This is a genomic window from Saccharopolyspora spinosa NRRL 18395 (assembly GCF_000194155.1).
GTDB lineage: Bacteria > Actinomycetota > Actinomycetes > Mycobacteriales > Pseudonocardiaceae > Saccharopolyspora > Saccharopolyspora spinosa.
This window is the reverse complement of record NZ_GL877878.1, coordinates 2,944,856-2,964,530: the sequence shown is the minus strand read 5'-3', so window position 1 is coordinate 2,964,530 and position 19,675 is coordinate 2,944,856. Positions and strand designations below refer to the sequence as shown.

Genomic DNA, 19,675 nt, shown 5'->3' with positions numbered 1-19,675 from the left:
AGCCGCCGCCAGGGCCGCTGCCGGGACGGCTTCCGCCGCTGCTCGGGCTCGCGCCGCCCGGGCTGTGCCCGCCCGGGCCGCCCATCGGCCCAGCCATCGGGCCACCGGCCGGAGCGCTGCCCGGCTGGTCCGCACGCGGTGCGCTGGGAGACGGGGCGGCAGGCGATGGCGCGGCCGGAGCGTCCACATTGGATGCTCTGGTGCTTGATGGGGTATCCGGGTGCGACGTGGAAGGCGAATGCCCGCTGCTCGGTGCCGATGGGCCGCCGCCGAGCGGCGGGCCACCGCCTGGGGTGCCACCACCGGTCGGGCTTCCGCCGGGCGAACCGCCAGGGCCGTGCGAGCTGGGGCTGCTCGGCGAACTGCCGGCGTCCGGGCTGTGACCGCCGCCGCTGTTCGGCGCGTTGCCGGGACTGCTGGGGGTGTCCGGGCTGCTTGGCGAACTGCCGTTGCCGGGGCTGCTTGGACTGCTCGGTGTGCTCGCCTCCGGACTGCTGGGCGAACTGTTCGGGGCGTCCGGGCTGCCACCGCTCGGTGACCCGCTGGCGTTCGGGCTGCTGTACAGGTCGCCGGAGAACGTCGTGGGACGGTTGGCGTCGGGCGAACTCGGGGAGTTCGTGGAGTTCTGGGAACTCGGCGTGTTCGGCGTGTCCGAAGGCGAACCGGTTCGGGTGCCGTTGTCGGGCATCGCGCTGCTGTTCGGGGAGCCGGAGCCGTTTCCGGAGCTGCTCGGGGAGGCGTCCGCGCCTCCACCGTCCGAAGTGGACCTCGAGGATCCGCTGTCGGCGCCGGAGCTCGACGACCCGTTGCCGGAGTTCGTCGTACCCGAACCGGAATCCGTGCCTCTGCCGGGTGAGCCCGATCGGCCGTCCGAGCCGGAACCGGAGTCGTTGCCGCTGCCGTTGCTGGAATCAGATCCGCTGCGGGAGTTGTTGCCGTTGCCGGAATCCGAGTTGGAGCCGCTGCCGTTGCTATTGCCGGAATCCGACCCGTTGCCGGAGTTGTTTCCGGAGCCCGAACCCGACCCGCTACCAGCGTCGTTGCCAGCGTCGTTGCCGCCGTTGTCCCCGGACCGTTGCCGTCGGTTCCGCCGCCCGGGCCGCCGACCTTGGCGTTGTGCTTGCCCACGACGTTCGTGCCGAATACGTCGTCGACCTTCTTCCACACGCCTTCGGCGATCTTGTCCGGTGCGCTGCCGAGCTTCTTGATGACCTTGCCGAGGACCTCGACCATCTTGCTGATCTTCGGCGCCACGTTGCTGATCGTCTTGATCAGCTTCTTGACGACGTCGCCGATCTTCGAGGTGACCTTGGCGATCTTGGCGGTCACCTGCGCGACGATGACCGGGGTGCCCAGCCCGAGGGTGCACACCGCTTCCAGTGCATACGTGATGATCGCCGCGATGCACTCGGCCACCAGATCGCGCACGAACTCGCGCACGAACGAGACGACCTCGCCCATGATCGTCACGACGGAGCTCAGGGTGCCCGCCAGCTCGCCGGCGCCCGCAAGAGCCTCGGCCTTCTCCGCGGCATGCTTGCGATACGCGTCGCCCGCCGCGCCGGTCCACTCCGCCGTATCGGCCTTGACCGCGTTGTTGTACTCCTCGACGGCCGCTTTGACCGCCTCGGACACTTTCCCCCACGTCTGCCCGTAAGCCTTGACGCCGTCCGGGTCGCCGGCGAACCAGTCCAGCGCCTCCTTCAGCGGCTCGACGTGCTCGATCAGCCACGACAGGCCGTAGGAGAGCAGGGTACCGATCGGGTCCACGGCCATGCTGACGACTTCCATCGCCATGCCGCCGTAGGCCAAGCCGGCTTCCACCCAGCTGGAGCCGTCTTCCAGGCTCTTGATGTCGTGGGCGGACTCCAGGATCCCGATGCCCTTGATGCCGTCGGGAGTCTCGTTCGGGTCCTTCTGCAGGGTGTCTTCGGTGACGACCAGGTTGTTTTCGGCCATCACTGCACCTTGTTGATCAGCGCGCTGTTGTCGTCGTCCACGGCCTGGTAGTCCTCGGCCGCGCCGCGGATGTTCTCGGCGATTTCCTCCATCGCCGAGATCGCCTTCTGCAGCGACTCGACGCCGTTGCGCTCAACGGGCTGCAGCATCATGGCGAACGGCTGGCAAAGGATGCCGTACGCCTCGTTGTCCATCGTCACCTGCTGCGACGCGTCCAATGCGGTGTTCAGCTGATCCACCACTCCGTCCACTCTGGATGAGTGGGCGCGCAAGTTCTCGGTGACGAGTTTCATCTCGTCTGCCATCGTTTGCTCCCTCGGTGATCAGCGCAGGAAAGAACGGTCGCTGAAGTCGTCGTCGAAGTCGTCCGGGCGGCGGCGAACGGGCCGCGGTGGTGGCTGTGGCGGTGGCGCGGCCCGCCGCTGCGGGGGCTGCTGCTGCCGCGGTTGCTCGTAGCTGTCCTCGACGCCGAACTGAATCTCCGGCACGCCGGACCCGCGTTGCTGCGCCTCTTCCTCAGCTGCCGGGGGTTCGGGGAAGTTCTTGCGGGCCTCGCCGAGCACGTGCTGCGCGGCGGAGTCCTCCAGCCCTACGGTGCCGGCCACCGCCTGCTGCATCAGTTCGGGAATCTTCGCTTGTGCCGCCTGGACGGCGCGCATGATCTCGGTGCCCAGCTTCGCCATCGGGCGGTTGTTGGCGTGCTCGGAGAGCTTGATGTTCTGCAGGATGCCGTTCGATCCGATGGTCACCTGGATCGAGCCGTCGCGGGACGTTTCAGTGACGGAGATCTGCTCGATCTCCTGCTGCATCCGACCGAACTTCTCGGCCTTCTCGGCAGCACGTTCCTGCCATTGCTGAACCATCCGCTCGGCCGCGCCGATATCCCTGCCGAAATCCTCGGACACATGTCCTCCCCCGGGCGAAACCCCTGTTCGGGAAAGAATGACGTGCCGCGATTGGAATCGGTGCCCCTCGGTTGCACAAAACGGCTTAACGGCTCATTTCGTTGCGGCGAATGGACTAATCTGAATTGCTGGGTTCAGGTGATTCGGGCTGATCCTGTTAGCGGGTGTCGATCATCGGTGCCCGACGCGTTGCCGTTCGCCGTACCGCCCGCAAGCCCCGACTTCCAGTGGCCTCACCAGGCCCCCAGGACCTCGTCCCGCAGTACGGGTGCCTGTTGGCTGCTGTTCACCTCGGCGGCCAGCGCGACATCGTGCGCGAACCCCAGCTCCGCGAGCTCCCGACCCGATTCGCAGTCGGCGAGCAGGGAGCCGATCTCGCCGGACACGGCGCGGAACGCGGCCGCGGCCAGCTCTGCCTCGGGAGAACGGCGGCCGGGCAGGGCGGAAATGATCGCGCCCGCGCCGAGCTGATCCTCGATCGCGGGCCGCAGCTGGTCGTCCCGGCGTTCGCCTGCGGCGATCACGCCGATCGGCCCACCTTCCTGCGCTGCTGCGTGCGCCACCGCCTCCGCGTTGCGCAGACACCCCACGAACACGGTGGCACCGGTGGCTGACGCCTCAGCGCAGAGCGTCGCGCCATTCGGTGACGGCAATCCCAACAACACGTCCGGGGCGAGGGTGCGCAGCGACGACGGGCTCAGGGACCACTCGTCCAGGCAGCGGGGCTGCGCGAGCACCACACCTGCGGGTATCGAGGCGTCCTGCCAGCGCAACGGCAGCACCCGGGCTCCGGTGGCCGTGGCGACGTCCACGGCCGTCGAGAACGACAGCACGTCGACCACCACCAGCACCGGGCAGTCCGCCAGGGCTCGCAGGCCGGGCAGCGCCCAGTCGAGGTGCACGTCAAGGTTCGCGCTGGTCACAGCGGGTAGCGTAACCGGGGTGTGCGGGGGTGGTGGGCCGTTTGGCAGACTGCCCGCGTGCGCGTCTACATCGGCTCCGACCATGCCGGCTACGAACTGAAGAACCACCTTGTCAAGTGGCTGACCGACAAGGGTCACGACGTGACCGACGTCGGTCCGGCGGAATACGACGCCCAGGACGACTACCCGCCGTTCTGCGTCGAGACCGCCCGCCGCGTTGTCGCCGACGAGGGCAGCCTCGGGCTGGTCCTCGGCGGGTCCGGCAACGGCGAGCAGATCGCCGCGAACAAGGTCCCCGGCGCCCGCGCCGCGCTGGCCTGGAGCGTTGAAACCGCGAAGCTCGCCCGGCAGCACAACAACGCGCTGCTGGCCGGCATCGGTGCGCGGATGCACACCGTCGAGGTGGCCGAGCAGATCGTCGAGGCGTTCCTGACCACCGACTTCGAGGGTGGCCGGCACCAGCGCCGGATCGACCTGCTCACCGACTACGAGAAGACCGGCCAGCCCCCGGCCCTGCCAGGCAGCTGATCGAGATGGCACCGGCACGCCGGACCGCGGCGCTGCTGACACCTCTGGTGGCGGCAGCGGGCACTGCGGCTGGCGTGCTGGTGCTTTTCTTCGGGCAGCGCGCGCTCGCGCCCGTCCTCGCCGGTGGCCCCGGTGCGGTCTGCACCGAACCCGACTGCGTGCTCGGGGTTGGCCTGTGGCTGATCGTGGGCGGTGTCATCGCGCTGTGCGCCTCGCTGCTGGCCGGGACGGTGTTCCGGCATCGCGACCGACCGGTTCGGCGCGGCCTGCTCATCGCGCTGTGGTGCGTGGCGGCGTACCTCGTGGAGTCGGTCGTGCTGTGGATCCTCGCTTGACGCGGACGGACTGTTGACATGCCTGAAGGCCACACCTTGCACCGGCTCGCCGGATTGCACGGCGAGCTGTTCGCCGGCACGAAGGTCCAGGTGGGCAGCCCGCAGGGGAGGTTCGCCACCAGCGCTTCGCTGCTGAACGGCTCGGTGTTCGAGCGGGCTGAAGCGCACGGCAAGCACCTCTTCCACTGCTACGGCCCGGATCGGGTCGTCCACGTGCACCTGGGGTTGTACGGCACGTTCACGGAAGCCGAGCTCCCGCTGGCCGAACCGCGCGGCCAGGTGCGGATGCGCATCGTCGGCCGTACACATTGGACGGACCTGCGCGGTCCCACCGCGTGTGAGCTGCTGACCGGCGAGGAGGTCGCCGCGCTGCGCGGGCGGCTGGGCCCCGATCCGCTGCGCCGGGACGCCGACCCTGAGCAGGCCTGGCAGCGGATCTCGCGGTCCCGCACGAGCATCGCCGCGCTGCTGATGGACCAGAAGGTGCTGGCGGGTGTCGGCAACGTCTACCGCGCCGAAGTGCTGTTCCGGCTCGCCATCCCGCCCTACACCCCGGGCCGGTCGCTGGACCGGACGCAGTGGGAGACGATCTGGGCGGACCTGGTCGAGCTGATGGCCGACGGTGTGCGCGTGGGTCGCATCGACACGGTGCGGCCGGAGCACCTGCCGGAGGTCACCGGTCGAGCGCCGCGCCAAGACCGGCACGGCGGAGAGGTATACGTCTACCGGCGGGCGGGAATGCCCTGCCTGATCTGCGGAACCCCGGTGGCCACGGCAGCTCTCGCCGCCCGGAACCTCTACTGGTGCCCCACCTGCCAAGCGGGCTGACGAACGTCCCCACCTCCCCAGGAGGTGCGCGATTTCAAATGGAAATCGATGGTCCAGTTTCCATTGAAACTGCGGGTTGTCGCCAGCGACATCGGAACCGTCAGAGGTCGAACCCACCGATGTCGAAGCCGTCGAATCCGCCTTGGTCGAATCCGCCTTGGTCAAATCCGCCGTCGCCGCCCGCGTCCGCGCCGTCCATGCCCGGGTCACCGTCGGCACCCAGGCCGTCCTGGAAGCCGTCCGCGTAGGCCGCCTCTGCCGGGATCCCGGCCATGCCGCCGAACAGGGCGCTCATCAGCACGAACGAGCCCACGCCCCAGGCGCCCGCGACGAGCGCCGGCTTCCACCACGGCTCGCTGTACCAGCCCTGCGGCACCGGCCGCCCGGCGACCGTGCCGCCCGGGTAGTAGTGCGGAGTCTGCTCGGTCGGGTTCGGCGAGGCCACCTGCGGGTGGCCTTCGACCTCGACCTCGCGGTACTCGGTCACCTTGCCCGCGCCGCGCTGGCCGGAGAGGTCGGGGAGCTCGGGGCCCGGATCCATGTCCATCGCGATCCGGGCGGCCCGCACGTAGTACAGGCCTTCCAGCGCGGACTCCGCGGTCAGGCGGGCCTGCGCGGCGGTGCGCGCCTGATCGAGCTGGGAGACCGCCGCGCCGTGCCGTTCAGCCGCATCGGCGAGCGCCTGCTTGGCTGCTTCGTTGGTGCCGACCAGGTTGAGCACCTGGCCGCCCAATCGCTCGACCCAGCGCCGCGCTTCCGCCTTGGCGTCTTCGAGCTGGTTCCGCTGGTGCGCCACGGCCTTCTGCCGGGACCACCAGACCGCGGCGACGATCACCACGAGGGCGATCACGATGATGACTATTGCGGTCACCCGTGCCTCCTGAGCCAGCGGAACACCCGTTAGTTCCGACAGTACGCCGCTGGGCAGGGGCGCTGGCCGATCAGAAACCCTCCAGGCAGTGCGGGGCGTCGTCGGTGGCGAACGCGCGAGAGGCTTCGACCAGCGCACCCGGCGCGAGCTCGGCTACCCGCCCGGACCGGGCCAGTCCGGACAACGTGTTGCCGCCCAGGTATGCCGCGGCCAGGTCGCTGACGTCCAATGCGATCTGGCCCGGGTCGTCGGTGCGGGCGACGCTCGCGACCCCGCCGGCACCTGTGGTCAGCCGCCACCGGCCCGCGTTCCACGGGCAGAACGAGTCGGTGACGTCGAGCACGACGTCCACCGCGGCGCTGTACCGGCGTGCTTCCAGCACGCGGTCGAGATCGACAAGCCGGACCCACAGCGCGTCGATGATCTGCCGCTCCGCGAGGCGCGAGTTGGCGAGCATGCTCACCACTGGTTCGTCGACCGCGGCCTTGCGCCAGTGCACCTCGCCGACCAGGTCGAAGTCGAGCAGGTACCGCCAGAGCGCGGCGTAGGCCTGCGGGGTCGACGCGACGAGCTCCAGCACCCGCAAGTGGTAGGCGGGGCCCTGGTTCGTCCAGTTCGGCTTGGGCCGGTAGATGATGTAGCCGTCGGGGTGCAGCGCGAACCGGGTCTCGCCCAGGTCGCCGCGCTCGCTGCGGTCGTCGATCACCCGGACTTCCCAGGAGCCGTCGGCCCTGGACAACCAGCCGGTCCGGGTCGCGGCCACCGCCGGGTATCGCTGGTGCACGAATTCCAGCGCGGTTTCCCGGTCGACCTCGCTGACCCGCCGCCCATCGACGTCCACAGTGGACAGGAAAGCCGCGCCGCGGGGCAGGGTCAGGTGGCTCTCGTAGCTGGCCACGCCGAAGCCGAACCGGCCGTAGATGGACGCTTCCGAGGCGTACAGCGCCGCGAGCCCGGAGCTGTTGCCGCGCACGTCGTCGAGCTGGGCGCGCATCAGCGAGGTCAGCGCGCCGCGCCGCCGGTGTCCGGGCTTGACCCCGACCGCCGTGATGGCGGCGACCGGGTGCTGAACCGAGCCCGGCAGCGTGATGCCCGTTTCGAACCGCCCGGCGACGCCGATCGCCTCGTCGCCGTCGAAGGTCCCGTGGGCCAGCGCCGGGTCGAAGATCGCGCGGTAGCGCTCGACCGCGGAGTCGCGGCTGTCGTCGAGGAAAGCAGCCGTGAATACGTCGAAGAACAACTCGTGGTCGTCGGCCGAAAGACTTCTCGTGGTGAGGTCCGCCATGTGACTTTCATACCGCCCGCGAGAACGGCGTGCGACTCATTTTCAGTCGGTCTTCGGGAGTCAAAGGTTTCAATTGAAACTGCGGAACCCCCCGGGGGGTGACCGCACTTTCAATTGAAACTGTGCTCTCAGACGCCGAGCGGTACCTCGGCGACGGACTCCCACTCGGAGCACGAGTGGTCCCGGTTGAGCTTGACCAGGGACAGCGCGGAAACCTTGGCCGTGGTCGGCTCGACCACCGTGGCACCGAGGGTGGCGACGGCGAAGATCGCCGGGCCGTCGGTGGTGGAGTGGGCGAGGCTCACGTGCTTGTCGATGTCTTCGGGTTCCGCCGGGACGGTCGCTTCGCCGAGTGCCTCGGCGGTCACTTCGCGCACCGCGGCGCGGAGTTCGAGCACCCTCGACTGGGGTTCGGCGGGCAGCGACAGCGACTCCGGCAGCACCACTGCGTGGTGGAACGCCAGCGTCAGGGGCGGCGCGGACGCCAGCCGGGTACGGGCGGCCGCCACCAGCGGTTCGATTCGCGACTCGTCGATCTCGTCGGTGAAACCGATTTCCTGCACCAGGATGTGCATCCATTCCAGCGGGACGAGGTCGAAGCCGGGCAGGTCGCGCAGCGCGTACTGGTAGTCGTTCACCAGCTTGCGCAGCCCGGGCTGGTCGGCCAGCGGCAGCAGCCACGCGTAGCCAGTGCGCCCGGCGCGCCAGCCCGAGCGCCAGCGGGCGTGATTGCGGACCTGGTCGGCGTGCGGCATGTCGGTCACCCCTCACATACTGCCCGGGCCGCTCCGGGAGTGGGGCGAGCTTGAGCTATCTCACGGTTTTCGAGGGCTCGCGTTCACTCGGCTGTGTCTTCGTGGCCGGGGTGTCCAGGCTGGCCGCCGCGTCGGAGTCGCGCACCCGCAGTCCCAGCAGCAGGCCGAGCCCGGCGAAGACCACCGAGACCAGGAACGCGCCGTGGTAGGCGCCCAGCTGCGCCTCGGCGACCTGACCGGCCGCCGTGGGATCCACTGTGGACATGCCGTGCTCGGTGAGCATAACCAGCACGGTTGCGACGATCGCGGTGCCCAGCGCGGTGGCGACCTGCCGGCTGACGTTGAACATCGAGCTGGCCTGCCCCATGTCGGCACGGGAGATCCGGGCGAACGTCGCGGTCTGCACCGGAGTCATCAGCAGCCCCATCGCCACGCCCTGCACCGCGAGCAACGCGACCAGGAGCCACAACGAGGTGTCGGTGCCCTGCAGCTGCAGCCCGAGCCCGATCGCGACCTGCACCGCGAACCCGGCCAGGATCAGCCGCTTCGGCCCGACCCGGCCGTAGATCCGGCTGATTACCTGGGTGGTCAGCAACATGCTGATGGCCTGCGGCATCAGCACGAGGCCGGCGTGCATGGGCGATACCCCGCGCAGGTTCTGCAGGTACAGCGGGATGAGGAAGAGCACCCCGAACATCGCCCCGGTCTGGCACAGCAGCAGCACGTTGCCGGTGCAGAACAACCGGTCGGTCAGCAGCCGCAGGTCGAGCATCGGATGCGTGACGGTCAACTCCCGCCAGGCCAACCCGCCGATGAGCAGCACCGCGGCCACGAGGCTCGACCAGACCTGGGGCTGGCCCCAGCCGAGCTGCGCACCCTGTTCGAGCCCGTAGAGCAGCGTCGCCAAACCGGCTCCGGCGAGCACGAAACCGGGGAAGTCGAAGCGCCCCGGATCGCGCCGCGGCTCCTCCCGGAGGAACACCACGGCGAAGAACAGCGCCAACGCCCCGACGGGAACGTTGATGAAGAAGATCCACCGCCAGTTGGCGTATTGGACGAGTAACCCGCCGAGCACCGGCCCGAGCATGGGCGCAACGGTGATTGGGATGGCGAGCACAGCCCCGGCCTTGGCGCGCTCGTCGGGCGGGAAGGCCCGGAACAGCATCGCCTGGCCAACGGGCACGAGCATCCCGCCCCCAACGCCCTGCAGCACCCGGGCGCCGACGAGCTGCCACATCTCGGTGGAAACCCCGCACAGCACGGACGCGAAGGTGAAGATGACGACGGCGGTTTGGAAGGTCCGCTTGCTGCCGAACCGATCGGCGATCCAGCCGGACGAGGGGATGAACACGGCGAGGCTGATCATGTAGCCGGTGAGCACCCACTGGAGTGCGGCGGCGTCCACCCGGAACTCCCGCCCCAAGGTGGCCAGGGCGACGTTCAGGATGGTGACGTCGAGGATCTGCATGATCAGCGCCAGCACAAAGGTGATGCCAACCAGCCACTTGTACTCAAGCCGCCGCACAGAACCCCCAAAAAAGATCGAAAGAGCCGCGAAGGCCCGAGCCGCCCCACAAGCCTCGCTCAACCCCCCGACAAAACCCAAAGCCTTTTTATTCCCAAGACCCCACCCCAAGAACCCAACTGCCGCGAAGCGGCACGAATCGCCCAACAGCAGGCCGTACCAGAGAGGCACGACACAGCGGACACTGTGAGCAAGGTCGCTACCCCGGCACACCGCTCCGCAGGACGAGGCCGGATGGTCACGAACACAGCTCGTCCCAAGGAAGCAGGAGCAAGTGGCGATTTCGCGTGAAATCGCCACGACGCGCTAGACGCCGAAACGGCACGGCTGCCGGGAACGGGAGATAAGGCGAGAAGCGGTCGAAAAGGCCCCGCATCGCGTGTGCGGTGGTTGGGGGTGTGGGGCTCGGCCCCCATCGCGAAGGCGAAGAATAAAGGTCGAAGGGCAACGTCCCTCGACGCAAAACACCCAACTCGGAGCGGGCGACGGGAATCGAACCCGCGTAGCCAGTTTGGAAGACTCCCTCAGACTGGCCGATTACCCCTCAGACCTGCGGATCGGGTGGTCGGGGATGCCGCCGAGTGACCGTAGTTGACCGCGGCTAGTTGCACGCTAATTGCACGCGACCTACGCCGGGGGCGCGGGCAGCAGACGGAGCAACCGGCGGGTCGGCGGGGTTGATCGGTGGAGCTGGGCCGAACAGCGGGCCGAGCGTGCGGCGGATCCATATCGACTCCACTGCCTCGCGGTCGTCAGCGTCGGCCGGATCGTCGGGGTCGATGCGCAGTGCAGCCAGTGCGGCATCGAAGTCCGGTATGTCCACGAGTGGCAGCGTGCCCGTCAGATCCCGCGACGGTGGTCCAGAACGGCGAGGCTGTACGCCATCGCGAACTGCTCAGGTCGGTTTGCTGTCCCCGCCCGGTGTTCGTGTGGCATCCCGTCGACCTGCCGCCCCCCGACCGCGCGGCGGCCCGGGGGCGGCCCTCGACGCAACCGCCAGGCCGAACTCGTCCAATTCCGCCTTCGGGACGTCGTGTGGTAGCCCTCAGGGAGGTCGACGGGATGCCACACCCCGGCCATTCCGGAGACTTGCCCGCCCGGCGAGGGTGAGCATTTGCTTTGCCCCACTCGACCGGACTGTCCGGTAACGCTCGGCTAGCGCCTGGCGACAGGGAGTCGACATCACAAGAAGGAGCATGATGGCCCGACCCCCGTCGCGCGCGAGCAAGACCTCCCTGTATCGCCTGCAGATCGCTCCCGACGAGCAGCTCACCGCAGGCGCTAAGACGGACTACCTAGACAGGAACGAGTTCCATCAGCAGACAGTCGAGGTCGGAGCTCGCCCTGCCCTCCTCGTCTACGGGCAGATTCCGAAGGCGCAGCCTGACTGGCTTGATCATGCGCAGTCGCTGACGCGGTTCCGCCCACCATGCAGTAACGACACGTCCGCAGGTCTACTAATTCTTCGATTAGCCGACGATTCACGATTCTGCTACGGCCTTTCTTGGGGAATGGGTCATCTAGTCGTTAGCTCGGAGCGCATCGACGATGGGTTCGGATTGCGCTTTGCGCTACGGCGAGCAGACTCGAATCAGATTAGCGCCCTAACGACGCACGCCCTCGACTCTCTACCGCGAACCGCCCGGCTGTCGATCTTCGGCGGTACAGCAATCAATTCATTTGGCATGGAGGATATCGGGGAAGTCGTCAGCCGCATTGTCGGGAAGATTCCGGCGACTGGCCTGTCGAGCAGTCGGGCAAACGTGGAGGCGTTCATAACTGTTCGAGGTGCGGACGCCCTGAGCGTTCCGATCGGCAGAACACCTGACGACGCATTGCACGATCTCGCCATGATCGACCACGTAATTCGCAATGAAGAGCCAGCTGAGGGCCTTGAGTACCTGGAGAACACTCGCCCACTTCGCCCTGGCCATCCGAGAATCGAGCCGCTGGAACACGCGCTAGCTGAGGAGTTAGCGGGCGAGGCGCCATCTCGGGTCGCGCTATGTTGGCCGGCTGGGTGGAACGAGGATCTGGGAGAGGTCGAGACATTTCGCATCACGGGTCTTGGTTCAGAGAATACTGAAATTCCCGATATCGAACTTGACGACATACTCGAACCGCTTGCCCGCTGCGAAGAGGCGGACAAGTTCGCCCGCCTTCGCCGGATGGACATTCAGGGCCTCGCGGCAGGTGGCTCACCCATGTCGCGCAAGATCTCCGCCGACAAATGGATCACCTTCGAGTGCGACATGGATGGTGAACGCTATGTGCTCCAGCGCGGACGCTGGTACAACGTTGGCGGCGCATATATCGATATGCTGGAAGACAAGGTCGCTAGGGCGCTCGGCAATAAATCTGAACTGGTACTGCCTGCCTGGCCGCTTCAATGGAAAAAGAAGAAGAACGGTGAGGACTGCCTCGGCCGCGCAAATGAGCGAGAGTACAACCAGTGGGTAGCCAGGGAGCAGACGGAACTGCTCTGCATGGACCGCAAATTGATTCCTGCGGAGGTTCATCCCGGCGGGTTCGAGGCTTGCGATCTGCTACATACAGACGGCACATTGATCCATGTGAAACACTTGGACGATTCGACGTCCGCCAGCCACTTGTTCAATCAGGCATTAGTGTCCGTTGAAGCGCTCAGTCGACAAGTTGACGCGCGGGACAATTTTATTCGGAAAGCCGCGGAGATCAGCGAAGGGACGCACGAGCTTCCCGTTGACTTTAGGCCAGCCACAGTCGTGCTCGCATTCAGTGGTGGCGGCGCAATCGCGGACTCCATCTTTACCTTTTCGAAGATCGCACTCGTGCGGTGCTTTCAACGTCTGTCGGATTTTGGGGTCACGCTCAAGGTCGCCCGGCTGACCGAGTCCGACGACGTTCTCGAAGCGGGTGCGTGAGGCACCTGCCCAGGTAAACATTCAGGTGCCTGAGTTGATCTCGGGCGCGAAGTGTGATGATCTTGGCTCGTGGCTGGGTTGGAGGAGCTCTCGCGTGAGGAGCTGATCGCGCTCGTTGAACGGCTCCTGGAGTCCAACGCCAAGTTGACCGAGCGGGTCAAGCAGCTGGAACGGCAGGTCAGCCGCAACAGCGCGAATAGTTCGATGCCTCCCTCCGCCGATGATTTGCCCGGCCGGGCCACGCCAGCGGCGAAACCGGCGAAGCGGGCCGACCGTAAACGAGGCAAGCAGAAAGGCGCGCCGGGCAGTGCGATGTCGTGGGCGGTGCCGGATACGACTGTGCCGCATCGCCCGAGCGGGAACTGTGGTTGCGGTGCTGATTTAGCCTTCGCCGAGGATCTGGGTGTCGAACGTTCCCACCAGGTTCACGACCTGCCCGAAGTGCGTCTCACAGTTTGGCAGCACGATGTGCACCGGGTGCGGTGTGCCTGCGGCACCGAACACCTCGGCTCCCTGCCCGATGAGGTGCCGGACTCGCCGTTGAGTTATGGGCCGAATCTGCGATCGCTGGTGGTGTATCTGCTTGTCTACCAACACGTTCCGGTGCAGCGCTGTGTCCAGCTGATCGCCGACCTCACAGGCGGAAAGGGCCCGTCGGGTGGGTTCGTGCACGGCATGCTGACCCGATGCGCCCGCGCGGTGAACGAGGTCGTGGCCGTGATCAGGTCGCTGATCACGATGGCGCACGTGGCCGGGTTCGACGAGACCACCCTGCGCGTCGGTCCCGCCGGGTCGAGGAGGCGATACGTGTTGTCGGCTTCCACCGAGACCGCCACGGTTTATCACTTGGGTGGACGGGATCTGGACTCGTTTGCCGATGCCGGGATCCTGCCCGGATTCGCCGGCATCGCGGTGCATGACCGCTACAGCAACTACTTTCACTCGCGCTGGGAGAACCTAGCCGGGCATCAGGCCTGTGTTGCTCACCTGCTGCGGGACTTCGCCGACGCGGCGGAAACCTACCCGGATGAGCACTGGCCGAAACAGGCCCAACGCGCTTTACGCGGTCTGATCAAAGCCTGGCACCAAGCCAGGGAGAAGCGCTTGGCCGAGATCGACCCACGGGTGTCCGGCCCGCTGATCACCGAGTTCGATAACGCGGTCAAGGTCGGGATTTCCCGGGTTCCGCGGGTGCCCGGGCCGCCTTCGTCGACGGCGCAACGCCCCGGGCGGGAACTGCTGGAGTTCTGCCGCGACCGCCAAGGCGATGTTCTCCGCTTCAGCGGCGACACCCGGGTCTGGCCGACCAACAACATCAGCGAACGCAACCTGCGGCCCACGAAAACACAGCAAAAGATCTCCGGGCGTTTGACCAGCGAAGACATCACCCAAGATCGGTTGAACATCCGCAGCTACATCGACACCGCCCGCAAACAGGGTGTCAACGTCATGACCGCACTACGCCAGGCCATCACAGGCAACCCCTGGCAACCAGCGCTGCCCCCACCGATCTAAACCACCGGCAGATTCATCACCACCACACCCGACCCGCAAGAGCCGGGGACTTCAGCATGCCCACAGCAAAGCACCTGAATGTTTACCTGCCCAGGTGTGGAGTGGAGCGGTCGGGACAGGCCGGAGGCCGCACGCCCGACCGCTCCCCTCCACGATGCGGCGCCGAAGGCGCCGCCTTGATACGGAATGAAAAGTCTAGACACGGTGCACGCTAAGGCGCCGTGACCAGTGGTTTCGGTCACACTCAGGCGGCGGACGCGTTGGGAACCCATCGGGCCGCGCGCTCGGGAGCAGCACCCGTTGACGCGGCGAGGGATCGTGCAACGGCGACGGCTGGGGCCGGATCGTCGAGGCACGCTTTCAGTGCGACCACGGCGACGTCGTATGCGGGTTCGCCGTTGACTCCGCGGGGGTCGATGAGCCAGAGCCGGTCGGCGCCCATGAGGACGTTCCAGGGTGACAGATCGCCGTGGCAGAGGCGTGCAGCCTGAGGCGGGCTCCGAGTGCGTCGAGGGCATCGAGGGCGGGACGGCGCTGCTGCTCGGACACGAGCCGCCTGTGGGGCGGCATGTCGTCGTCGCCACAACGCGGCGCGGCCGGTCATCCGCAAGGACAACACTTACAAGCCATTTGGTGGGGTGCCCGCGCGAATTCTTGGCCGGCGCGGGCAGCCCGCTACCCGACCTGCGAAGGACTTGAGTAGCGATGAATCAGCGTAGGGCAACCCTATGACCGGACCGGCCCGCACACCGATGCGCTGATCCCACCGACCCGCAGGCCGCGAGTGGCGCGTCCTGGTCTGGCTACTGCGACACCCGCTGTTCCTGCTCCACCCGGCCCTGGCCGTCGTCCTGCTCGTGGTCGTCGGCCCGATCGCCGCGGTGGCCGGCTACGGCGCGGTCGCTGTGCTGGTGCTGGCGTGTGGCGCGGACACCCGGCCTCCTTCGACCGCGACATCGCCCCGCACGTGCGGGCGTGCTGGCGGCGCTGGACGAGCTACCGGGGCCGCCGGTGGGCGTCCCTGCTCGCCGACTGTGGCCTGACCCGGGAGCACCGCCACAGCGGCGAAACCCTTGTTCCGCGGGTGATGCGGGTCCGCTCCGCTACGCCGACGATCGACACCCTCCACGTGCGGATGGTGCGGGGCCAGGACCTCGCCCACTGGCAGGACCACGCCCCCGTACTCGCGGAGGCTCTGATCGCCCACCGGGTGGCGGTCATCCGTGCCCGGCCGCGTCGTCGCCCTAGTCGTCGAGCGCGAGCTGCTTTTTGGCCGCGTCATCCCGGCCCCGGACATCCCCGCGTCGGTGGACTAGGTGGACCTGTCGGCGCTGGAGATCAGTGACAACGAACACGGCGAACCCTTCACCGCGAGCGTGCTGCCCGGGCACCAGCCCGTCCCGGGCGCCTCGGGGCCGGTAAGGGCTCGATCCTGTGGTCCACCCTGCGTGCCGCGGGGCCGTGCATCCGCGACGGCCTGGTGCGGGTCTCGCCAAATTCGCCGAGGACGGTTCGGAGTGCCTGGTCTTCGTCGGGGAGCGGGGTGGACCACTGAGGCGAGGCACCTTCCACCGCAGCACCGCGTGCACGGCGACCGTGGTGAAGCCGGGCCTGCCCAGCGGTTTCCACTTCCACGACCTCCGGCACACCGGCAACCATCTGCCCGCCGCCGCAGGTGCCAGCACTCGGGAGCTGATGCACCGGATGGGCCACGGGTCGATACGCGCGGCGCTCATCTACCAGCACGCCACGAGCGAACGGGATCGTGTTCTGGCCGACCGGCTCGACGCCCTCGTACAGGACACGAGCGGTGATAGCTAATTGCACGCGAAGGCCGCCCCTTCCATGATCGGAGGCGGGCGTCATTTTTGTTGGTGAGAGTGTTGAGCGGGCGACGGGAATCGAACCCGCGTAGCCAGTTTGGAAGACTGGGGCTCTACCATTGAGCTACGCCCGCGCGCCGGTTTCGCCTGGCCCTCGCGGGTTTGGGCGACCTTGCGTGCCACAGCTTAGCGGGTCGCGATAGGCTCTCCACAACGCACCCGGGGTTTCCGGGTGCTCCGCACGTCGGACGGGGTGTGGCGCAGTTTGGTAGCGCACTCGCTTTGGGTGCGAGGGGTCGTGGGTTCAAATCCCGCCACCCCGACGTCGCGGCCGGCCGCTCACCATCGGTGAGTGGCCGGTTTTCTTTTTTTGCCGGCCGGCGTGTTGGGCGTGGTGATGTGCGTCGCAGCAGCTAGCTGCGGGTGGTAACGGTCTGTGGTGGGCGGCCGATTTCCCCTTCGTGCGCGATTCGAGTCTGGCCGGTTTCCGGGTCCAGCTGCCAACCTTTCTGGTGTGCGCGGTGCTGGGCGCCGCGGTGGCTTTCCTCGTCGTCGTTTCGCTGTGCGTGCCGGGTCCGCCGGTTTCGCCTGCGTCGGCGCCTTCGGAGGGCATCGTGACCGCCGTGACGCCTACTCAGTTGGGTTCGGCGGTTGGGGCGCTGGTCGGCGGTTGATGGTTTCGACGGTGCAGGCGGTGGGGCGGATCGCCGTCTTGCCGCAACTGTTGGGCCGGGGCGGGTCGAGTTCGCGTTCCCGGACCTCGACCTGCCAGCGTCGGCCGTCCTCGTGGTCGATCAGCACCTGGTGTGCTTCTTCGCCGGTGACGCGCAGGGCGTCGGCGAGGTATTCGCCCAGGCGCTCCCGGAGGGCGAGTTCGGCGGCTTGTCCGGCGCGGCTCCACGTGGATCGGCCTCGGCAGTGGTCGAGGACGACCTTCCCGGCCGCGGCGGAGGACAGCACCGCATCGGCGGTGTGCGCGGTCAGCCGCCCGTAGGTGTATCCGCTGGGCAGCACGACCGCGGCGGGCGCGAAGCGGTGCCCGCCGGTGTGCGTGGACTCCCAGATCCGGCCGTCGTGCCGCCCGGCGAGTTCGGTGATCAGTTCGCGGCCGAGGAGGGCGCAGCACCGGTCGCGGCGGCCGTTGGTGCACACCAGCAGCAGCGGCTCGGTGGTGGGTTGCCCCCAGTCGTCGTGGTTACCGGCCGCGATCCGGGCGAAGTCGAGTTCGAGGAGTTCGGCGGGGTCCGTAATGGTCGCCGTCCGCAGCCAGCCGGTGCCGGGAGCGGTGTGCGCGAGGAACACCCGCCGCTGCTGGTCACCGGCGGTGTCCGCGTGCCGCCCGGGGTGCCGGATGAGCTGGATCCGCACCCGGTGCTGGCCGGCCCGCGCGGACAGCGCCTGCCCTAGCTCGGGGTCCAGGTGGCTCTGGGTCAGCGCGTTGTGGCCCCAGGGGCCGCGCTGTTCCAGGCACAGCCAGCTGTCGGCGACCGCTGCGGTGCCGGGCATCGGCTCGGCGAGCGCTTCGGACAGTGCGGCGCAGGTAGCGGCGTTGGCTGCGGTGTGGAGCACGTTTCCACTCAAACACGGATGTCGGTTCAACGGAGCATTCGGGCTTAGGTGAGGCTTGCCAACGCGGGTAGTTGCAACCCCGGGCCGGGTGCCCGGGCGGGAAGCAATAGACTCGGAGGGCAGCCCGGCATCGTTGGACGTGGTGGTACGCCGCGCCCGTTGGTAGCGCCGGGAATCAAGCACGTTCGCACTAGGAGACCACGTGAAGAGCACCGTCGAGCACCTGAGCCCGACGCGCGTCCGGATCAACGTCGAGGTGCCGTTCGACGAGCTCAAGCCGAACTTCGACCGCGCGTACAAGGCACTCGCCCAGCAGGTCCGCATCCCCGGCTTCCGGCCGGGCAAGGTCCCGGCGCGGGTGCTGGAGAGCCGCATCGGTCGGGGCCCCGTGCTCGACGAGGTCGTCAACGAAGCGGTTCCGGCCAAGTACCTGGAGGCAGTCAACAGCAGCGAGGTGCGCACCCTCGGTCGCCCGGAGATCGAGGTGACCAAGATCGAGGACGGCGCGGAGATCGCGTTCACCGCCGAGGTCGACGTCCGCCCCGAGATCACCGTGCCCGCCTTCGGCGAGCTGTCGGTCAGCGTGGACAACGTCGAGGTCACCGAGGACGAGGTGACCGAGCAGCTCGACTCGCTGCGCGCCCGCTTCGGCACCCTCGCCGGGGTGGAGCGCCCCGCGCAGGAGGGCGACTTCGTCAGCATCGACCTGTCGGCCACCGTCGACGGCGAGGACGTCGAGGACGCCAAGACCAGCGGCCTGTCCTACGAGATCGGCTCCGGCCAGCTCATCGAAGGCATCGACGACGCGCTGATCGGCGCGAGCGAGGGCGACACCAAGACGTTCACCACGAAGCTGGTGGCCGGTGAGTACGCCGGCAAGGACGCCGAGGTTTCGGTCGCGCTCAACTCCGTCAAGGAGCGCCAGCTGCCCGAGGCCGACGACGAGTTCGCGCAGATGGCCAGCGAGTTCGACACCGTCGAGGAGCTCGTCGCCGACCTGCGGGAGCGGCTGGGCCGGGTCAAGAAGATGCAGCAGGGCATGGAGGCCCGGGACAAGGTCCTGGACGTGCTGCTGGAGACCGTCGAGGTGCCGCTGCCGGAGAAGGTCGTCGAGTCGGAGATCGAGGCGCGCCAGCACGACGCGGTGCACCCGTTCGACCACGACGAGGCGCGCCTCGAAGAGTGGCTTGAGCAGCAGGAGAAGACCCGCGAGGAGTTCGACGCCGAGACTCGCACTGAGGCGGAGAAGGCGGTCAAGACCCAGCTGGTGCTGGACACCATCGCCGACGCCGAGGACGTGTCCGTCTCCGACGACGAGCTCACCCAGCGGATCATCTACCAAGCCCAGCGCTTCGGAATGAGCCCGGACCAGTTCGTCCAGCAGGCCCAGCAGTCGGGCCAGCTCGGCGCGCTGTACGCCGACGTGCGCCGCAGCAAGGCGCTGTTCTCGGTCGTTCGCCAGGCCACCGTCACCGACGAGGCCGGCAACGAGCTGGACCTGGACGAGCTGTTCGGCCCGCAGGAGTCCGAGTCGGACGAGGCGGCCGAGACGGCGACGGCGGAGTGACCAGCCGCTCAGGCGACAACTGGATATAGAGCTAGCCGGACTGGGTGTGATCCGCAGGTGGGCGTCGGGCAAGCGGCGTTAGCCGTTTCCTGCCACCTTCGCAGCTTGCACCGCCGCGGGTTCTCAGAGGCCTTCTCGCGAGGACAACCCCGACACGACGTATTTGGACATACGTGCGTCGGGATTCCGGAGCCGAGAAGGCCTCTGAGGTTCCGCTACCCGCACCGCCACGCCAAGGCCAGTCCGAGCAATCTCTACGCATGCTCTAAGCGAACGTGGGCGGTACTGGGAAGCTGGTGCCGTCCACGTTCGTTAGGGTCGGTTGTAGCGGATCACCCGAGAGGGAAGCAGGACATCACCGAGGTCGCGGTCCACTGTGGAAGT

General features: G+C 67.8%; 20 protein-coding genes, 2 tRNA genes and 1 pseudogene. 11 read left to right on the top strand and 12 right to left on the bottom strand.

The genetic code is table 11. The features are described 5' to 3' along the window. Window positions 1-383, top strand: a 383-nt coding sequence (locus SSPN_RS56705) for a hypothetical protein (protein ID WP_202798823.1), incomplete at its 5' end; no start/stop codon positions are given. Window positions 384-404: 21 nt separating this feature from the next. After that, window positions 405-1,208: a hypothetical protein gene (locus SSPN_RS48875; RefSeq protein WP_010695871.1), complete on the top strand. Its 804-nt coding sequence runs from the start codon at window positions 405-407 to the stop codon at window positions 1,206-1,208. A gap of 184 nt (window positions 1,209-1,392) precedes the next feature. Here SSPN_RS48875 and SSPN_RS63260 read toward each other — a convergent pair. The 4 genes and pseudogenes from SSPN_RS63260 to SSPN_RS0114875 form a co-directional block, all read right to left on the bottom strand. Then, window positions 1,393-1,776: pseudogene (locus SSPN_RS63260) on the bottom strand (WXG100 family type VII secretion target); the annotation flags it as partial. Between the two features lie 182 nt (window positions 1,777-1,958). Next, the gene (locus SSPN_RS0114885; RefSeq protein ID WP_029535344.1) at window positions 1,959-2,264 is read right to left on the bottom strand and encodes an ESX-1 secretion-associated protein; all 306 of its coding nucleotides are present in this window, start codon (window positions 2,262-2,264) and stop codon (window positions 1,959-1,961) included. Window positions 2,265-2,282: 18 nt separating this feature from the next. Beyond that, window positions 2,283-2,864, bottom strand: a complete 582-nt coding sequence (locus SSPN_RS0114880; protein ID WP_010695866.1) for a YbaB/EbfC family nucleoid-associated protein — start codon at window positions 2,862-2,864, stop codon at window positions 2,283-2,285. A 233-nt stretch (window positions 2,865-3,097) separates the two neighbouring features. Then, window positions 3,098-3,787 (bottom strand): 2-phosphosulfolactate phosphatase, encoded by a 690-nt coding sequence (locus tag SSPN_RS0114875; protein WP_010695864.1) that lies wholly within the window; start codon window positions 3,785-3,787, stop codon window positions 3,098-3,100. 57 nt (window positions 3,788-3,844) lie between these two features. Here SSPN_RS0114875 and SSPN_RS0114870 point away from each other — a divergent pair, with 57 nt between their 5' ends. From SSPN_RS0114870 to SSPN_RS0114860, 3 genes are read left to right on the top strand one after another with little or no spacing between them, the layout of a single operon-like run. Then, window positions 3,845-4,315, top strand: a complete 471-nt coding sequence (locus SSPN_RS0114870; protein WP_010695863.1) for a ribose-5-phosphate isomerase — start codon at window positions 3,845-3,847, stop codon at window positions 4,313-4,315. Between the two features lie 5 nt (window positions 4,316-4,320). Further along, window positions 4,321-4,650, top strand: coding sequence for a hypothetical protein (locus SSPN_RS0114865; RefSeq protein ID WP_010695861.1), 330 nt, complete (start codon window positions 4,321-4,323; stop codon window positions 4,648-4,650). Window positions 4,651-4,668: 18 nt separating this feature from the next. Beyond that, window positions 4,669-5,478: an Fpg/Nei family DNA glycosylase gene (locus SSPN_RS0114860; protein WP_010695859.1), complete on the top strand. Its 810-nt coding sequence runs from the start codon at window positions 4,669-4,671 to the stop codon at window positions 5,476-5,478. 100 nt (window positions 5,479-5,578) lie between these two features. Here SSPN_RS0114860 and SSPN_RS0114855 read toward each other — a convergent pair whose 3' ends face one another. The 5 genes from SSPN_RS0114855 to SSPN_RS0114835 form a co-directional block, all read right to left on the bottom strand. Continuing rightward, window positions 5,579-6,349, bottom strand: coding sequence for a hypothetical protein (locus SSPN_RS0114855; protein ID WP_010695852.1), 771 nt, complete (start codon window positions 6,347-6,349; stop codon window positions 5,579-5,581). A gap of 70 nt (window positions 6,350-6,419) precedes the next feature. Continuing rightward, window positions 6,420-7,634 carry a GNAT family N-acetyltransferase gene (locus tag SSPN_RS0114850; protein WP_010695851.1) on the bottom strand — a complete coding sequence of 405 codons (1,215 nt, stop codon included), beginning with the start codon at window positions 7,632-7,634 and terminating at the stop codon, window positions 6,420-6,422. Window positions 7,635-7,762: 128 nt separating this feature from the next. Beyond that, window positions 7,763-8,389: a 2'-5' RNA ligase family protein gene (locus SSPN_RS0114845; protein ID WP_029535343.1), complete on the bottom strand. Its 627-nt coding sequence runs from the start codon at window positions 8,387-8,389 to the stop codon at window positions 7,763-7,765. 55 nt (window positions 8,390-8,444) lie between these two features. After that, complete coding sequence (locus SSPN_RS43865; RefSeq protein WP_010695847.1) at window positions 8,445-9,914, bottom strand: MDR family MFS transporter; 1,470 nt, start codon at window positions 9,912-9,914, stop codon at window positions 8,445-8,447. 601 nt (window positions 9,915-10,515) lie between these two features. Beyond that, window positions 10,516-10,737, bottom strand: a complete 222-nt coding sequence (locus SSPN_RS0114835; protein ID WP_010695846.1) for a hypothetical protein — start codon at window positions 10,735-10,737, stop codon at window positions 10,516-10,518. Between the two features lie 373 nt (window positions 10,738-11,110). Between SSPN_RS0114835 and SSPN_RS0114830 the strand changes: the two genes are divergently transcribed. Both SSPN_RS0114830 and tnpC read left to right on the top strand, forming a co-directional pair. Continuing rightward, the gene (locus SSPN_RS0114830) at window positions 11,111-12,817 is read left to right on the top strand and encodes a DUF6119 family protein (protein ID WP_010695845.1); all 1,707 of its coding nucleotides are present in this window, start codon (window positions 11,111-11,113) and stop codon (window positions 12,815-12,817) included. A gap of 69 nt (window positions 12,818-12,886) precedes the next feature. After that, a complete protein-coding gene (tnpC, locus tag SSPN_RS0114825; RefSeq protein WP_010310815.1) occupies window positions 12,887-14,332 on the top strand; it encodes an IS66 family transposase in 1,446 nt (481 codons plus the stop codon). 244 nt (window positions 14,333-14,576) lie between these two features. Here the strand turns inward: tnpC and SSPN_RS62600 are convergent, their stop codons facing one another. Further along, window positions 14,577-14,936 carry an aminoglycoside phosphotransferase family protein gene (locus SSPN_RS62600; RefSeq protein ID WP_101376459.1) on the bottom strand — a complete coding sequence of 120 codons (360 nt, stop codon included), beginning with the start codon at window positions 14,934-14,936 and terminating at the stop codon, window positions 14,577-14,579. 315 nt (window positions 14,937-15,251) lie between these two features. On the opposite strand from SSPN_RS62600, the gene SSPN_RS51015 reads away from it, so the two are divergent. Both SSPN_RS51015 and SSPN_RS43860 read left to right on the top strand, forming a co-directional pair. After that, on the top strand, window positions 15,252-15,677 hold the full coding sequence (locus SSPN_RS51015) for a hypothetical protein (protein ID WP_192814543.1): 426 nt from the start codon (window positions 15,252-15,254) through the stop codon (window positions 15,675-15,677). A gap of 116 nt (window positions 15,678-15,793) precedes the next feature. After that, entirely contained in the window at window positions 15,794-16,153 is a 360-nt protein-coding gene (locus SSPN_RS43860) for a tyrosine-type recombinase/integrase (protein WP_049887593.1), read from the top strand. A gap of 65 nt (window positions 16,154-16,218) precedes the next feature. On the opposite strand, the gene SSPN_RS0114805 is transcribed toward SSPN_RS43860, so the two are convergent. Continuing rightward, a tRNA-Gly gene (locus SSPN_RS0114805) sits at window positions 16,219-16,289 on the bottom strand. A gap of 115 nt (window positions 16,290-16,404) precedes the next feature. Here SSPN_RS0114805 and SSPN_RS0114800 point away from each other — a divergent pair. Beyond that, window positions 16,405-16,478 (top strand) — tRNA-Pro (locus SSPN_RS0114800). Window positions 16,479-16,785: 307 nt separating this feature from the next. Here SSPN_RS0114800 and SSPN_RS0114795 read toward each other — a convergent pair. Then, window positions 16,786-17,724, bottom strand: coding sequence for a sucrase ferredoxin (locus tag SSPN_RS0114795; RefSeq protein WP_010695837.1), 939 nt, complete (start codon window positions 17,722-17,724; stop codon window positions 16,786-16,788). A 202-nt stretch (window positions 17,725-17,926) separates the two neighbouring features. Here SSPN_RS0114795 and tig point away from each other — a divergent pair, with 202 nt between their 5' ends. Then, window positions 17,927-19,291, top strand: coding sequence for a trigger factor (gene tig / locus SSPN_RS0114790; RefSeq protein ID WP_010695835.1), 1,365 nt, complete (start codon window positions 17,927-17,929; stop codon window positions 19,289-19,291). Window positions 19,292-19,675: the final 384 nt, after the last annotated feature.